We start from the raw sequence: 17,163 nt of genomic DNA, 5'->3' as shown, positions 1-17,163 counted from the left end.
CTTTTAAAGCCTTAGCTTCACTGGGTAAGACACTGGGAGCTTGGAAAGATGAAGTCGCCAGAATGTGGCGGTTTAGTAAATCAAATGGAATCACAGAAGGGTTTCATCGCAAAATGAAACTCATTCAGCGAAGAGCTTATGGGTTTAGAAATTTTGAAAATTATAGAGTGCGTGTTAAGGTGCTCTGCGGGTGATTAATAGCTGCCCCCTTAAATGGGAAAGAGCCAAATTATAGAGTGCGTGTTAAGGTGCTCTGCGGGTGATTAATAGCTGCCCCCTTAAATGGGAAAGAGCCATAAAATTTTGTAACCTATTGATTCTACTGGTGCCGTTGGGGCGAATCGAACGCCCGACCTATTGATTACGAATCAATTGCTCTACCGACTGAGCTACAACGGCAAGTACGCGAAGTATATACTCGAGACTAGGATTGATGCAACACCACACCTAAGGTCCAGTCAGAGTTTTTTGCGCTTGACAGGTAATTTATTGGCTGTTGAGGTTGAATGCCATATCCGTTAACCATTAATGCATAATAGTAAGAAGGGAATAAACAATATCCGTATAGAAAATCGTTATCTGGAAATTCGTTGAGCAATTCTTTCCATGGTTTATGACAAACTTCATTATCAGCTTGCTCCAAAAGCCCTTGATTGGTAAATTGATTGTTTTCAAAATGAAATGGCTTGTCTTCTACCAAGGCATTCAGACCACCTAAAGCGTACCAACCATCGATTGAATTTTCAGTAATCGCAGGTTTAACCACTTGACTCACATCATGAACATGATTAATTAATTTAGAAACGCCAGCCTGGCAAGAAGTTGCATCACCCTCTGCAGAAGAACCGCTCGGCAATTGGTAATCATTGGAAAAACAACTCGGTGAATCAAGAAATTGATAAGAAAATACGGTTTGCCCTAGCCCTAAGAAACTATGAATAAATAATTTCATATGGCGTCCATATACATCAACGTCTACTATATTACTTTTGTCAACATTTGCCACATTTTCTATAGGAAAAGCTACCTGGACCGACGCGCCTCCCATATCCATAACACCGGCCAATGGTTTGCTTTTATCCGTTAATGCACCCAATTGATAGTTGACTGCCAACCAGCCAAACAACCCCTCTTCACTACCTGTGATCGTTTTAGATTCCATTAATTGCCATTGAGGATTATTGCTAAACCAATGACGTAATTTTTGATAATATAATGCTTGCTTAGGTTCAGAAAGCAGTCTCATGCCAGCTGTAGCGTAAAAATACACGGGAAGATTTTGTTCAGGAGCATCACCAAATAATGCATTTAAATAGTTATTAATAACGTCTTGATTTATATCAAGGGTTGCAAAACCAGGCTTGATTTTCTTTGACCACACTTCATTGATATTAATGGCGTTATTGGTGTCGTTTAAATCGTAAGCATAGATATGTAATCGCGCGCCTGTACTGCCACCATCAACGACAGCAACGCAGTGACGCTGCTGACATGACTGATTTTGAAGGCTGTAAGCCTGCATGTTGCCAATGAAAGACAATAACAAAATCAATAATACAAACATGCGCACCATACATTATCCCGTCACAAAAATTCGCACAGATAGTACATTGTGTTTATTATTTTGTCAATTATTGCATTGAGTCTGTATATCACATGCGATTTAGAATGGCAGGCAATCAATAGTAAAATGGAGGATCCAACACAATGTTGGAAGATGATACCCAAAAGTCTATTTTTAACTCAAGTGTTTTATACTTAATAAACACTAATAAAGGCGTCTTTCAACCTGGAAATATTTAAGACATAATATGGGAAATTTTTTTGCCGTATAATATCTCAAGTCATCCAGCAAAAATATATTACAAGCTCTTAGAGGAATACAATCTAAAAACATCGAGTACGAAACACAGGGAGGTCACATGAAGCCTGGCTTCATCAACGTATCATTTTTATTCTTCAGCCTACTATCTTCAGTTTTTGCAAGCAATGATTCTGGTATAACCATCCCTTTGCAATATTACCCACAATATGGCATTTATACAGCAACGCTCAAGGTTGGTACAAAAAACCCACAGGAAATAGAGGCAATTATAGATACAGGAAGTTCAAGTATGGTATTTATTGCGGATGAGTCCTATTGTCCCAGCTGTAAAAAAGCATTGACTAAAGGCGCAATTAATCCTCAAAAAATAGAGGTTGACGCCACCCATGAAACTTTTCCCTTACAGTATGGTTCTGCAAAAGATACTGCATCTGTTTACATCGCGCCATTACAATACAGTGACAGTAAAAACCATGCGCTAACCATGAAAGTCTTTGTTCTAAAAGACAGTAACCAACCGTCCAGCATTATTGGCATGATTCATCATGATTTGCAGAAAGCACAGTTTACCCCTTTTCTCGTAAAATTGACTGAAAATTTCAACAAATATTCAGAACTGACTTTTGTCTTATGCGCTGATAAGGGAAAAAGCTACTATCATCTAGGGCCGATGAAACTACCCGAATCTTCTTTGCACAGCAAACTTCTTCCCAGTCAGTTTTATGAAATCAATACCGCCGGTTTTTTTACTCAAGATAAAAAACCTATTGCAACGCCCAGCAACACCTATAGTAGCGCGATTCTTGACACAGGTACAGGCGGTTTCATCATACTGACCGAGAACTTATACAAACCCCTGTTTGCTTACATTTACGCTCATGCTGGTAAGAAAAATAAAACATTAGATGCAAAATTCTGGCATGAAAATTACTGCATTCTGCAAAAAGACATTGATTTTAGCGCGTTTCCAACCATACAAATCGGTTTCCAGAAGTTCGATGAAAAAAACAAGGATGTCTATTATCTATCACTCCCGCCAACCACTTACATCAACCAAGCCGGATGTGGTGAAGGATACGTCCGCCTGGTTTTCATGGCAGGGCTGGTACCAAATCACCCTACCGCTGCACGTAACCATCATCGACATAAAACAGTGGGCACTATGCCGCAAATGATTATTGGCACCTCGTTATTAGATGAATACGCGATGCGTATCGATTATAAAAAGCCAGCAAACATCACCTTCTATGATAATGACACACTATGTAAACAATGAAATGTCATGGCTCTTCATTGCTAACCATTAGCAAGCTGTCTTAAAAATCCACAAATTTGATTATAAACTATACTTTAAGAGAAAATTGGTGTGTAAATTTCAATTTAGGAGAAATCCATGAAGATTAGATTACTGGTACCAATACTGTTGACACTTAGCCTTAGCTCCCTTGCATTTGCTGCCGACATCGAAGAGAAAGATAAGTGGATTACCCTTAAAACGCAGGATGGTAAAGAAGTCAGATGCATGGTGCACCCTGAAGATCATGCCGCCACCCAATCCATCAAAAAAGGTGATAATGTTCAACTTAATTTTATTGCTGACTACTCTCACGGATTGGGAAACTAATTTTAAACAGAAAAAGCTGACAAAAATAAGACCTTTTTCACTTTTGCCTATTTATATCTGATAGGCAAAAGTGCATCTTCTTTTGGCTTGTAAAGTTAGTGATGGTGTCAGAGCAAACTTTTTCGCACGAGCACCATAAATACGCTAATCCCTAAAAAATACAACGGCATAGGCAAAAGCGTTCCATTATGCAACAGAGCCATTCCGAACGTTAATAACGAGATAATGCAATAATAAAAAAAGCCAAACAAGCTGGATGCCGTGCCAATGCACCATTTATAGTCGACTAACGCCAGGGCTAAAGCATTACTTACCGCCATGCAACTGCCAAACATCATAATCATTTGTGCACCAATCGTCACGGCAACTAACCAGGCAACAGGTACATGGATCACTTGCGAAGCAATGATAAATAATGTGAATAAAGCACTTCCCAGAAGCATGATGGCAAGACCATAACTAATAATCCTGCGTGCTTCATAACGATCATGCAATCTTTTAGCCATCATGCCACCAGCAATCGTGCTAGCTGCAATGGCAATAAAACTTAAGCCATATTGGCTGGGCGAGATTCCCAGAAGTTTAATCAGAAAAAATGAACCCTCGGCAAAGTAGCTGAAATTGATGCCATTGCATCCTGCAACGATGATGCCAAAGCCAATCACTTTTTTATTTTTCAGCAAATTTAAAACCACATTCCCCAAAGAAACAGGTTGTCGATGGTTCGTAAGATGTGTTTCTGGCAAACGCCATGCCACCAGCCCACACAATAGTACACCAACGAGAATTAAAAATAAAAAAATAACAGGCCAACCAAAATGCTCTGCAATCACCCCACCAATCACCGGACCAATGGCTGGAAATACAGCCAAAGCACTGCCCACGGTTGCATAAACTTTCCCCAACGCAGAGCCATGAAAAGCATCTCGACAAACGGCCTGTCCTAATACAGAACCAATGCTGCCGCCAAAAGCTTGAATCAACCGGCTGGCCAGCAACCATTCAATAGAATGAGTTTCATAACAGCCAATGCATCCCAAAATAAAGACCAGAAGACCCGCAATAATGCATGGCTTGCGGCCATAGTGATCAGAGAGTTTCCCCCAAAAAAGAGTGCCAATAGCAAAACCAAACAAATAAATGGTCAGCGTGTACTCAACGCTTGGTTCGGAGACCTGCAACGCATGAGCAATCGCAGGCAAAGCAGGTGTATATATTGTTTCAGATAATTGCGGCAATCCCACAATCAATAAAATAAGCCATACAGATGGCAGAATAAGCTGTGACATAAAAACCTCGTCGTATAAAATTCAAGCAAAAACCAAGGGCTCCTTAACGTATTAAAGAGTCTGTCAATGATTATGCTTTTTCAAACGACGACAATTTTTCTCACGGCAACACCTATAAAGCTCTCGTAGAGAGACAATTCTAGCAGAAACTTGTTTTGCAAGTAAAATACTATGAATTAAAACAAGAGGGCGGAGATACAGTCTTTTTCCCAAGCGTTACACTGGTCATCCCACATTCCACCGTGTTAAAAACAGCAACTCGTTGCCTCTCATACACAGCCATCGCCTGCACATGCGGAAAATGGTAACGATTATCAAATCCATAGGAAGCAATGGCATAACGAGGAGCAACTTGCTTTATAAACGACGGGGAAGAAGACGTTTTACTGCCATGGTGAGGAATTAAAAGCACCGTCGAAGCCAATTCCTGCCCATAAGTTTGCATTAAATAGCGTTCAGCCAATGTTTCAATGTCTCCAGTTAATAAAATCTGGCCTCCTTGGGAATATAGTTGTAAAACACATGAATGGTTATTTTTCCCTTTTAAATTATTTTTAATTGCAAAAAATCGGAAAGAAACTCCATCCCAATTCCAATCAGGATACTCATGACAGGCGCTACCGCGTCCGTAATAAGCAGGATTATCCACAATCAATTCGTCTACGTTGTATTTTTCTTCCAGGGAAGGTAAACCGCCGCGATGATCAAGATCAGGATGACTGATGACGATTTTATCCAAACGTTGAATCCCTAGGGTATCCAGATAAGGGATGATGGCCAGTTTGCCCATATCAGTTCCCTGATAAAATTTAACGCCAGTATCATAAAGTAATACGTGACTGGCAGTCCGAACTAACACGGCCAAACCCTGCCCTACATCCAAAACATCAATCTGAGCTTCCCCTGCATTTACTTTTTCATAAACGGGAAATAGTCCAGTGATGACTAATGTCAGTATGGCCGGTAATAAACGACTCAATGGGAAACAGAATAAAAGAACCATTGCTGCCATCAATGCTAATGGTGAATAAATCTGAGTAAAAGGAAAATTCAAATTAACCGTCGCAAAAGAATCAATCCACTGCAAAAAATACAATAGACCGCTTATTGCCATTTTAAGACAGAGGATCAACCCGGAAAAAACCAGCCATTTCCCTAATAAAAGCGTTATTAACGAGAGAGGAATAATCACAAAACTAACCCAGGGGACAGCCAGTAAATTGGCAATAAGGCCATTCACTGCTCCATAAGAAAACCAAAAGAGCGTCAATGGCATTAATCCAAACAAACACGCCGCCTGCATTACAACCATTTTTTTAAGACCGGTACAGCTTAAGCGTTGATTTACAAGCAATAAAATCGCCACTGCCAAAAAGGACAAATAAAACCCAGGCATTAATACGGAATGAGGTTCACAAATCAATACAGTAAACAGTGAATATCGCCATGCCTGCCATGCGCTGAAACGCTGGTTGCAAAAATACCGTAACAGCATGAAAAAACAAACAATCCACGCACGCTGAGCAGGCACACCCCATCCTGCCAATAAAGCATAAGCAAACGCCATCAACAGCGCCACGAGGCTTGCTGCTTTTTGTGCAGCGAAACAAACACAAAGCCAACTGCAGCGACTCCAAAGCCATTTCGTCAATCCATACATCATGCCCGCAACAAGTCCGATATGCGCTCCGGAGATAACCATCAGATGAACAGTGCCCGTTCGCCGAAACAAATCCCATTCATCTTTATCAATATGAGTGGTCACTCCTATGGTCAATGCTTGTAATACGCCAAGAGGTTTCTCATCCAAACCCACTCGCTCAAGTATCGCTGCCAAGCGTTCGCGCAATGCCAGCAAAGGAAAAGCATTCGATCTTGTTGCTAATGGCTGAAAAGAGCCACGTTGTGTATAGCCTGTCCAGGCAATATGGCGCGTACTTAACCAACCTAAATAATCAAACGCGCCTGGATTGCCAATGTTTTGTGGTCTTTTCAGTTTGGCAGTTAACTGCCAATATTGTCCCACATGTAACTCAGGGCAATGATCATAACACGTTAACAGCAACCTGGCCTTGACTGGCTTACTATTGAAATGATCAGCATAAAATTGAAACTGTGTTTTTGTCTTAGTATGCGTTGGAATTGAAGCAATATAACCTTGTAATAATGCCTTTTTGATCACCTTCTCATCTGGCATGCCATAGTCAACCACCCACCACTGATGGACAACGCCCCACCCTAAAGCAACAAGAAACCAGCCAACCAAGATCAGGCGGGGCCTGAAATAGAAAACAGCCAATAAAAAAAAAAGCAGGAAGCCATGTTTTGTATAAAAAAATGCTATCCCTGCAAAGAAACAGAGGATTTCCATATTCATTCAGGTTGGACGAATCGCTAGAGAAAAACTTTACAGCAAATGTCACTCAAGCTCAAATGCCGCACTAGGTCTTCCTAACTTCTCTTTGGATAAAGGGAATAGAACGCTCAGACCTCTAGGGTGGTCTGTTGATATTTCATTTTATGAAGCGAAAAAGTGGATGATTGGCGCCATTTGCAGCCGTGAAATGAAATGTCAACAAACCCTAGTAAAAATCACTTGATTACAATAGGATATATGAACAATGGTAAAAAGGACCTTAGCCATGATTATTGCAGCAATGCATGAAGGCGGCAATGAAACTCGCGTTGCCATAACACCAGCGGCTGTAAAACGTTATATTAAGCTTGGTTTTGAAGTTCTTTGTGAACAAAACGCTGGCAAAGCATCCGGTTTCAGCAACCAAGAGTATGAAGCCGCCGGTGCGGAAATTATTCATGATAAAAAAACCCTTTTGCAACATGCCGCCATTCTTTTATGCGTGAATGAGCCTTCGCTACAAGAATTAAAAGGCTTAACGTCCGAGTCATTATTGATAGCACCCATTGACGGCGATACGCAAAGCCCCCTGATCGCCTGGTGTTTGAAACATCGCATCCATGTGTTTTCTATGAATCATATTCCCCGCATTAGCCGTGCTCAAAGCATGGATAGTCTTTCATCACAAGCCAATTTGGCCGGATATCGCGCCGTACTGGAAGGCGCCGCCCATTTTAATCGAGCTTTACCTATGATGATGACGGCGGCCGGCATGATTCAACCGGCTAAAGTGTTAGTCTTGGGCGCAGGCGTTGCCGGTCTTCAAGCCATTGCAACCGCAAAACGTCTGGGTGCTGTTGTCTATGCATTTGATGTACGGACAGCCGCAAAAGAACAAGTTGAAAGTCTGGGCGCTGAATTCATCGAGGTCAGTCAGGAGCAGGACGCTGAAACATCTTCGGGTTACGCTGGCGAAATCAGTGATGAATATCGGCGTCTGCAAGCAGAACTCATCGATCAATATGCACGCCTTGCCGACATCACCATTTGTACCGCACTTATCCCCGGTAAAAAGGCACCTGTCTTACTGAAAACAGAAACGGTAGAACATATGAAACCAGGTTCCGTTATTGTGGATTTGGCAACATCGCGCGGAGGCAACTGTGAGCTTAGTGAGCGCGATGCAATCATCCGTCATGCGAACATAACCATCGTCGGCTACAGCAATATGGCAAGCCTCATACCTGCCACGGCCAGTGAATTATACGCAAACAATTTGGTGCATTTGATACAGACTTTTCCTGTATCCGATGCCACGCTTTCCTTTAATGAAGAGGATGAAATTATTCGCCAAGGCTTGTTATGTCATGATGGCCAATACCTTCCTTTTCACTTCGTTAAGGAGCATTAACATGACTTCTATTAATACACTTGCCAATCCCTATATTGCGATTGTCACCATTTTCGTACTGGCCTGTTTTGTTGGTTATTACGTGGTCTGGAAAGTAACGCCTGCGCTGCACACGCCATTGATGTCAGTCACCAACGCCATATCCAGCATCATCATTCTTGGTGCCTTAATCGCCACCGGCAGTCATATGCTTGGTCATCTAACGATTCTCGGCAGTATTGCGATTTTTATAACGGCCATCAACATTTTCGGTGGCTTTGTCGTCACTCATCGTATGTTACGCATGTACAAAAAATAACAGCAAGACAGGTGCCGCTATCATGACAACGCTTATTTCATTTCTTTATTTACTCGCTGCCATCTGCTTTATATTGGCACTTAAAGGATTAGCCAGCCCTGCCACAGCCAGAAGAGGCAACTGGTTAGGTATTTTTGGCATGGCCATTGCCGTTGGTTCAACCATGATGATGCCTTTTATCCATCATCATCTCCTGTTGCTGGTCCTAATCCTCGCTGGCGGTAGCGTTGGTACCTTCATTGCGTTAAAAATCAATATGACCGCCATCCCGCAACTGGTGGCCGGTTTTCATTCATTGGTTGGTATGGCCGCGGTATTGGTTGCATTTTGTGCTTTTTTAACGCCGAATTCATTTGGCATTGGTGTACCAGGCGCAATAGCCCCTACTAGCCTCATCGAAATGAGTCTTGGTTTAGTCATTGGAGCGATTACGTTTTCAGGCTCCGTTATTGCTTTCTTGAAACTGCAGGGACTATTGTCAGGTAAACCTTTACGTTTCAGTGGACAGGCACTGGTGAATTTACTCATTGCCTTGATCATACTGGCTGTATTGGTTCTTTTCATAATGACCCAATCCTTGCATTTTTTTGTGGTACTTGCACTGCTGTCCTTTTTTATTGGCGTGCTATTAATTGTACCCATTGGCGGAGCGGACATGCCGGTTGTGATTTCCATGTTGAACTCCTACTCAGGCTGGGCTGCAGCCGGCATTGGCTTTACCTTGAGCAATCATTTGCTCGTGATTACCGGGGCGCTGGTCGGCGCGAGTGGGGCTATTTTAAGTTATATCATGTGCGTTGGCATGAATCGCTCCATCATTAACGTTATTTTTGGCGGATTGCAAAGCCATAACAATGCCACGCAAACCAGTGATGGAGAAGCCTTACAAATCCATCAAGCCAATGGTGAAGATGCGGCTTTTCTCTTAAATCAAGCGAAAGATGTGATTATTGTTCCTGGATACGGGATGGCCGTTGCCCGGGCACAACACGCTGTTAAAGACTTGGTTGAAGCACTGGAAGAGCGTGCTATCAAAGTGCGCTTTGCCATTCATCCTGTGGCTGGCCGCATGCCTGGACATATGAATGTGTTATTAGCTGAAGCCGATATCCCTTACGATCGGGTTTTTGAACAAAGCGAGATTAACCGTGATTTTACCACCGCTGATATTGCTCTGGTGGTGGGTGCCAATGACATCACCAACCCCGCCGCCAAAACCAACCCAAGCTCCCCTATTTATGGCATGCCCGTGCTGGATGTTGAACAGGCCAAAACAGTCTTGTTTGTTAAACGCAGTCTTGCACCAGGCTATGCTGGTGTTGAAAATGATTTATTTCATCGCGACAACACTTACATGTTATTTGGTGATGCCAAGGACATGATCGAGTCTATTACCAAATCCATTGAAGAACTATAATACTCAGCAAAATTATACCATAGGGATAGACAATAGATTGTTATAATACCCAATTCAATCATATTTGCGTCATTCCTGCAGGCGAGAACCTAATTTCACAGAAAGGGTTGTTCTATCTTAGAAAGATAGATTCCCGCCTGCAGGAATGACACAAGTATTACATTATATAATGTTTTTTTATTTGCCATAGATGCAATTGGGCGGTATCTTAGGACGTTATATGATCATTAAGGAGAAAGATATGATTCGTAAAATTGGTACGATGATGCTTTGTATGGCTGTTTTGTTTATGGCTAAAACATCCCTTGCAACCACCATCCATCCTCTTGTTCAAGGCGTTTCAGTGGATTATGACTTACCTTCTAATGACCCACAAATATTCAGCAATGTTTTTTTCTGGACCGTCAAAGCCAGCTGCACCATCATCACAGACATGCCTGAAAGCACCATTCTCATCAAGGCATTAAGTAAGACCGGTTCCGTCAATGATATTCATTTATCAGCCGGGCAAACAGTAAGCATTGCAGTCAGAAATGGTGACAAGTTCACGATCTCTGCTACTTCAGGAGCAAAAGTTGAGTTAACCAATCAAGGTGAGAAAAACATCGTTGCCAGATGCTCCACCGTCTAATTATCTTGAATGAGTATAAAAAAAATTAGAACCTGTCTTCACAGTCGCTAGGCTGAGATGAAATGTGCTGGTTTTAGAGGACCGTAGCGCAGCATACATAGAAGTATGTGAGCAACGGACCGCAGAAAATCGGCGCATTTCAGCCAGCATAGTAGACTGTGAAGACAGATTCTTAATGTTCCCGTGTTGCAGAAAACTGTACTTTAGAATAACGCTCTTCAGCCATGGAGAGATTGACTCGAGTGGGTGCCAAATAAGTCAATGTATCACTGCCGTCTAACGCCAAGTAATCAAAGGCCTTCGTACGGAATTCTGCCATTGCTTTTTCGTCCTCAGAATAAACCCAGCGAGCACAAGAAATATTGACTGCTTCGTAAACACAATCAACCTTATATTCATGTTTCAGTCGATGAGCAACCACATCAAATTGTAATATGCCCACCGCACCAAGAATTAAATGATTACTGTTCAATGGCCGAAAAACCTGAGTTGCCCCTTCTTCTGATAACTCAATCAATCCTTTTATTAAAGCCTTGCTTTTCAAGGGATCCACCAGACGAACCAGACGGAACAATTCCGGTGCAAAATTCGGAATACCAGTAAACTTTAAGGTTTCTCCCTGGGTAAAAGTGTCTCCAATACGGATCGTGCCATGATTATGCAGGCCAATAATGTCACCAGCCAACGCTATCTCCGTATGGCTGCGATCGCCCGCCATAAACGTCAAGGCATTGGCAATCTGTACTTCTTTCTCCAGACGCAGATGAGTTAGTTTCATACCTTTTTTATAAGTGCCTGAGCAAATACGCATGAAAGCGATACGGTCGCGATGCTTGGGATCCATATTCGCCTGTATTTTGAATACAAATCCTGAAAAAGCCGGCTCTTGCGGTGCAACAACCCGCTCTTGTGCCGCTCTTGGCATCGGTCCCGGAGCGTATTGGGCGTAATCATCCAATAATTCCTTGATACCAAAATTATTAATGGCCGAGCCAAAATAGACAGGAGTCATTTTCCCTGCCAGATAAGCGTTCAGGTCAAATGCATGAGAAGCCCCTTGCACCAACTCAATTTCATCGCGTAATTCCTGGGCACTATCGCCCAATAACTCATCCAACTGGGGATTATTTAAGCTTTTTATTGCCAGAGCGTCTTGCTTTTGCGTATTTTTACCGGGTTGATATAAATATACCGTATCCTGATATAAATGATAGATGCCTTTAAAGCGTTTACCCATACCCACAGGCCAAGTGATTGGTGCACATTGAATGCCTAAAACCGTTTCTACTTCATCCAATAACTCAATGGGTTCTCGTCCCTCCCTATCCAGCTTATTGATAAACGTCATGATGGGTGTGTCGCGTAACCGGCATACTTCCATCAATTTAACGGTGCGCTCTTCCACGCCTTTGGCGACATCAATCACCATCAGGGCAGAATCTACCGCAGTCAATGTGCGATACGTATCCTCAGAAAAATCCTCATGCCCTGGCGTATCAAGTAAGTTCATAATGTGGTCATTATGGATAAATTGCATCACAGAAGTGGTGATTGAAATCCCTCGCTCTTTTTCCATCTCCATCCAGTCTGACGTTGCATGGCGTGAGGCTTTTCGGCCTTTCACCGTACCGGCAAGCTGAATTGCACCACCGAACAATAGCAATTTTTCCGTCACCGTGGTTTTACCGGCATCGGGGTGAGAAATAATCGCAAACGTTCGACGTTTGCTAAAATCTTGATACATATCAGACATGAAAACCTTATAAAAATATTCGTGTTTATGTTTAGAAAAGCACTTATCTTAAGAAAAATATTTTAAACAAACAATTCATCTAATTCATATCGCAGTATTTTTTTGCAAAAAATACGGTAATACAAATATTTCCTCTGTACTACAACGACTCTTTAATATTGCCCTTCATTCTCACCCCCTTTCACAAAAGCGTTGTTGTAAAACCAACCTCTTGAATGTTCCTCTTTTTTTAAAGGGAGATTAGGAGGGATTTTCGAAACCCGCTGTCAAGCTGACAAAAAATCGTAGTCTGGTTAACACATAAGTGGTAACCAGGTTTTGATGGGCCGATGATGTCCTGGATATCGCTTTGCGCTATCCAGGCTACAACTTTTTTGCAAAAAATCCCTTTATACCGGACAAAAATTGAATTTGTCATTCCCGCGAAGGCAGGAAACCATTCCTGATATGGCACAATACCACCACCAGTAAGGATCTCGCCTGCGTGGAGATGACAATTATTCAAGTGAATACAAAATTGTCCCGTACAAAGAAAAAATCCTCATGCATCTTTTGTCTTAACAATTCGTTAATGTTGTTTCGTTACACTGAAACTAGAGCGCAATGATTAAATATCAACCATGCTAAGAGTCTATTGGACATTATACCAAAATTTAGCTGTTTTTGTCTTTGCAGATGAATATGAAAGATACATCACCCAAAGAAAGAAACGGAACATATAATCATTTTTTAATCATTATGAATTTTTAATCTATAATTTGACTATATCAAGCACAAACAACATCCATGAGGTGTGTTATGCCAACTGACGCAGAAATTCAAAGACTTCTGGACGAACAGAAAGAAAATCTACAGAACTGGATCGGATTACAAATTTCTCCTGCTGATGCAAAACTGATGCTCTTTATGCAAAGAAAGAAAGTGTTAGCAGACCAATTTAAAAGCAAATTACCAGCTGAATCCTTACCTAAAACCTTATCAGAAGGTCCATCAGAAGAGGAAAAACTGCGACAGTTTGAGGATGCTCAAAGGCAACTAGCGAGCGCTCGTACCCAACAAGAATTAATGATAGCAAAAAACCGATGGGCAGGATTAATTGGTACAGCACGAGAAGAGCTGCAACAACTTATTGCTTTATCAGAACATCAACTCTCGCTCGGGGATAATGACGAACTCTCAAGCCTTATAGCAGAATCAAAAAGTGAAATAGCGCAAAGTAAATTGGCATCAAGCGAACGAGATACCATTAAAAACCTGGAAGAACTCTTTGCCAATGAAAATGAATTTATTGCAAATATGTTAAAACTTAGAACCATTTTAAGTCCTTATCGTGAAGAGGGTAATCTAAGAAAATTAACCACTGCTCAGCGTGCAAGCATTACCACTTATTTAAACGACATTGACCACTTACTAGAAGCTTATCAAAGACTACGCTTTCATGGGCCAATTGCCGATGCAAATACCACCCCAGAAGAGGTAATCCAAAACATAGATGGTATCTTTCAAACAGAGGCATTTACTTAATACACTGAGATAATCAAAACATTAGCACATAATCAGATAGCAATTGATACCATTGCCGCAGAAAATGAAACGTTCAAACGAACAACCACTGAAAGAGCAAATGCAATAAAACCCGGGGAATTCCTAGGTTCTTTTACCATTCGCGCTCCACAACATGTTGCAAGATATCCTTTGCAATGGACAACCATTACTAAAGGATTGGACGACATCGTCGCCAAAGCCAAAGCTGTTGAGAGCACAGCCATCAGTGATGGCCGGGAGTCTCCACGCAGTAGCGTATCAGACAGCTCTATTGCTTCCGATAGTTCACGCTCAAGTGCCGAAAGCGCACTTCATCGGGCAAAGAGAATAGGAGATAGTTTTAATTTAGAGATGGGCAATAAAGACAGTATTGCAATCGCTGAAGCTCAAATGAAAGAAGCCCCTCGCGCAGCTCAAGCATTTATGTTACGAAAAATTTTAGAAATTAATTTAAATAGTCCTCTGCAAAATAATACCGCCCACCCAGAAGGAAAATATCTTCCCCCTTATTTAAAAACAGTATTAACTCGAGTCTATCCAGATATTTTTTATTTGGACGCCAGTGAAAAACTGGCCGTTAAAATGGATCCAAGAGATCCTTCAGCCATCAAATATAAAGCCATATGTAAAGCGTTTGGTTTAGATCTAGATAGCCAACCGTTGCTACACGCAGCTGCTGTAAGAGAAACGGAACTGCAACTTGATCCAGCGCGATTTAATACAGCAGCACTGGATAGACTGTATAGCGGCGATGATGAACTTCGGGGAGATAAAAATCTATTATGGCTCGTTTTAAAAAGCACCATGCCGGTCAGCGAAACGTTTACCGCAGAGCAGAAAATTCAAACCTACCAAGCACTCGCTGACGCCGCCGTTTTAGGACAACTTGGCGGCACCGATAAATACATCGCGGCACTGAATTTGCAAAAAGCCGCTTTTGAAATCGCAAAAGAACATGATGTGTTGCCCGCTTTTACAGCCGCTTTTGGTCCGGAGAGCGAGCTTGGAAGATACATCGATGGTAAAATCAGGGAACATCGCAGTGAACTAGAATCAGTTTCCATCGCGGATATTCAGGCGGCAAAAATAAGCAAAGTTGAAACAGCGATTGCTGCACAAAAAGAAGCTATCCAGGAAAAACTCGATGAAGTCACTCCAAAACTAACAACTGAACCTGAGGATACCCAAAGCCTCCATCAGGAACTGATGAAGATAGACCTGAAAACACTAAGTCCCGCTAAAAAATCGATGGATGATTTAAAAAAAGCCACCAGTGCTTTACAAACCCGCTTAAGAACGCCAGATGCTGATAGAACGGCTCTTGCAAGAGAACATGCAAGAATAAGCAATGCCCTGACAACAGCTTATGATCATGGCAGAGTACAATCGCAATTACGCTCTGTTGAACAACGCGCTGCTGCGAAAAGAGAAGAAGTGGCACGATTGGAAACTTTGCTTCGTGAATTGAAAGAGCGCTGCGCAACAGCAGAAGCAACACTGACCACCGTAGGCTCGACCAATGACACACTCACAAGAGCCTTAAGCGAACAAAAAGCAGCAATAGGCTTATTACAAGAAAAACTTATAGCAGTTAACGCTGAGCTGGTCGACTTACAAGCCACCCATCAAGCTCTATCACAAGAAGCAACCGCGTTGGCGAGCGAGAAAAAATCACTCAACACCACATTGGCCACCATCGAAACAGTGCTAGCGCTGGAAGCAGAAAAAAAAGAGCTTAAAGAACAACTTGCCGAAACCACCAGCACGTTGCGCAGTGAACGGGAAGCTTTGAGCCGTGCGCAAAAGGACCTAATCGGTATTCGTTCTTCTTTAGGTACAGCAAGCGAGGAATCCGCTCGCTTGAGAGGAAAAATCGAAGAATTAACCGTAAGCCATGCTGCAGAACTTGAAACAATCGACCGGAAAAATACAGCAACCCAAAGACAATTGGTAGAAGAACACACTGCCCAACTAAAAGAGTTGCGTACTCAATTGCAACGTTCGGAAGAAAATAGAGACTCTTTGACAGAGCAATTAGCTACAAAAAGCCATACTCTCGAAGAACGTGCAACTGAGTTGGCGCGTTTACGCGATACACTTAGACAACAAGAACGTGCTCAACAACAATTACAACAGCGATTTGATGCATTAACCGAAACTCATGAGGAGTTAGGGGTACAATTGCGCGGTCAAAAAGAAGCCACTGCAGAAGCCACGCGTCAGTTCGAGGAAGCTAATGCAGCTCTGATTTTATTGCGGGAAACACATCGTGAATTAACGCAACGTTCTGAGCGTTTAGCTTCTGAAAATGGTACTTTACGCGAGCAAATTGCACCGCTGCAAACGCGTGTTGAGGAATTAGAGCGCCAATTAGCTGCCCGTGATGAAGAATTGCGTGTTGCAAGAGAAACAGCATCCATGGCACAAGAAGAAAGCCGTGGGCTTAGGGTAGAACTCAGGGGTAAAGAAACAACATTAAGCGAAGCAAGAGCAGAAATAGAAACACTGCGTGCCCAATTGGCTGAACTACGACAAAGAGAAACACTCCCTTCCCCTTTAATCAGAGATACTGCCAGTACTGCCAGAGCAGCCTTGCGAACGATGAGAGACGGACCTACTGAAGAAGCTCATGCAGAGATAACAAGTTTTGCGGATTTTTGTGACCAATTTAAAGCAAGATTTCCAAAAACAAACAGCGATGGCATCAAGAGCATGATTAAATTTATGGAAAAAATAAAGAATGATGATAGTCATACGGAGAAAGAAAAATTTGAAGCCACCGCAAAGCACATGCATAAAATAGCAGACGATAGAGCTGACAGCGCCTGGCTGCAAAATAAGAAATTTGGTCTCTTTGGCAGCGGCAGAAGCGCAGACGTGCAAAAACTCTATAATGAAATGAAAAAAGACGGATTTTCTCTGACTTCTGACGCTACGATACGTTTACTTCTGGGCCGCGACGAACCTTCTGTCCCAAGTGCCACCAGTGAACGGGTCTTAAAATCTTAAGATAA

13 protein-coding genes and 1 tRNA gene are annotated in these 17,163 nt (G+C 42.2%); 9 read left to right on the top strand and 5 right to left on the bottom strand.

Going from position 1 to position 17,163, the window contains the following annotated elements:
* Positions 1 to 194, top strand: a 194-nt coding sequence (locus E1O52_RS02895) for a transposase (RefSeq protein WP_165474655.1), incomplete at its 5' end; no start/stop codon positions are given.
* Between the two features lie 129 nt (positions 195 to 323).
* Here the strand turns inward: E1O52_RS02895 and E1O52_RS02890 are convergent.
* Positions 324 to 399 (bottom strand) — tRNA-Thr (locus E1O52_RS02890).
* A gap of 25 nt (positions 400 to 424) precedes the next feature.
* Positions 425 to 1,564: a multidrug DMT transporter permease gene (locus tag E1O52_RS02885; protein WP_133127220.1), complete on the bottom strand. Its 1,140-nt coding sequence runs from the start codon at positions 1,562 to 1,564 to the stop codon at positions 425 to 427.
* Positions 1,565 to 1,922: 358 nt separating this feature from the next.
* On the opposite strand from E1O52_RS02885, the gene E1O52_RS02880 reads away from it, so the two are divergent.
* Together E1O52_RS02880 and E1O52_RS02875 are read left to right on the top strand one after the other, a co-directional pair.
* Positions 1,923 to 3,101 (top strand): pepsin-like aspartic protease, encoded by a 1,179-nt coding sequence (locus tag E1O52_RS02880; RefSeq protein WP_133127194.1) that lies wholly within the window; start codon positions 1,923 to 1,925, stop codon positions 3,099 to 3,101.
* Between the two features lie 117 nt (positions 3,102 to 3,218).
* Positions 3,219 to 3,449, top strand: coding sequence for a hypothetical protein (locus E1O52_RS02875; RefSeq protein ID WP_133127193.1), 231 nt, complete (start codon positions 3,219 to 3,221; stop codon positions 3,447 to 3,449).
* A gap of 107 nt (positions 3,450 to 3,556) precedes the next feature.
* On the opposite strand, the gene E1O52_RS02870 is transcribed toward E1O52_RS02875, so the two are convergent.
* Positions 3,557 to 4,738: a multidrug effflux MFS transporter gene (locus E1O52_RS02870; RefSeq protein ID WP_133127192.1), complete on the bottom strand. Its 1,182-nt coding sequence runs from the start codon at positions 4,736 to 4,738 to the stop codon at positions 3,557 to 3,559.
* Positions 4,739 to 4,907: 169 nt separating this feature from the next.
* Positions 4,908 to 7,109 carry a DNA internalization-related competence protein ComEC/Rec2 gene (locus E1O52_RS02865; protein WP_165474687.1) on the bottom strand — a complete coding sequence of 734 codons (2,202 nt, stop codon included), beginning with the start codon at positions 7,107 to 7,109 and terminating at the stop codon, positions 4,908 to 4,910.
* 271 nt (positions 7,110 to 7,380) lie between these two features.
* Between E1O52_RS02865 and E1O52_RS02860 the strand changes: the two genes are divergently transcribed.
* The 4 genes from E1O52_RS02860 (at position 7,381) to E1O52_RS02845 (ending at position 10,851) form a co-directional block, all read left to right on the top strand.
* The gene (locus tag E1O52_RS02860) at positions 7,381 to 8,505 is read left to right on the top strand and encodes a Re/Si-specific NAD(P)(+) transhydrogenase subunit alpha (protein ID WP_133127219.1); all 1,125 of its coding nucleotides are present in this window, start codon (positions 7,381 to 7,383) and stop codon (positions 8,503 to 8,505) included.
* A gap of 1 nt (position 8,506) precedes the next feature.
* Complete coding sequence (locus tag E1O52_RS02855; protein ID WP_133127190.1) at positions 8,507 to 8,803, top strand: proton-translocating transhydrogenase family protein; 297 nt, start codon at positions 8,507 to 8,509, stop codon at positions 8,801 to 8,803.
* 22 nt (positions 8,804 to 8,825) lie between these two features.
* Positions 8,826 to 10,220, top strand: a complete 1,395-nt coding sequence (locus E1O52_RS02850) for an NAD(P)(+) transhydrogenase (Re/Si-specific) subunit beta (RefSeq protein WP_133127189.1) — start codon at positions 8,826 to 8,828, stop codon at positions 10,218 to 10,220.
* A 241-nt stretch (positions 10,221 to 10,461) separates the two neighbouring features.
* Positions 10,462 to 10,851: a hypothetical protein gene (locus E1O52_RS02845; protein ID WP_133127188.1), complete on the top strand. Its 390-nt coding sequence runs from the start codon at positions 10,462 to 10,464 to the stop codon at positions 10,849 to 10,851.
* 172 nt (positions 10,852 to 11,023) lie between these two features.
* Here the strand turns inward: E1O52_RS02845 and E1O52_RS02840 are convergent, their stop codons facing one another.
* Positions 11,024 to 12,604 (bottom strand): peptide chain release factor 3, encoded by a 1,581-nt coding sequence (locus E1O52_RS02840; protein WP_133127187.1) that lies wholly within the window; start codon positions 12,602 to 12,604, stop codon positions 11,024 to 11,026.
* Positions 12,605 to 13,402: 798 nt separating this feature from the next.
* On the opposite strand from E1O52_RS02840, the gene E1O52_RS02835 reads away from it, so the two are divergent.
* Complete coding sequence (locus tag E1O52_RS02835) at positions 13,403 to 14,128, top strand: hypothetical protein (protein ID WP_133127186.1); 726 nt, start codon at positions 13,403 to 13,405, stop codon at positions 14,126 to 14,128.
* A 171-nt stretch (positions 14,129 to 14,299) separates the two neighbouring features.
* Positions 14,300 to 17,158, top strand: a complete 2,859-nt coding sequence (locus tag E1O52_RS02830; protein ID WP_133127185.1) for a coiled-coil domain-containing protein — start codon at positions 14,300 to 14,302, stop codon at positions 17,156 to 17,158.
* Positions 17,159 to 17,163: the final 5 nt, after the last annotated feature.

The sequence above is a fragment of the Legionella nagasakiensis genome, assembly GCF_900639915.1.
Lineage (GTDB): Bacteria > Pseudomonadota > Gammaproteobacteria > Legionellales > Legionellaceae > Legionella_A > Legionella_A nagasakiensis.
This window is presented reverse-complemented; position numbering and strand designations above follow the sequence as displayed.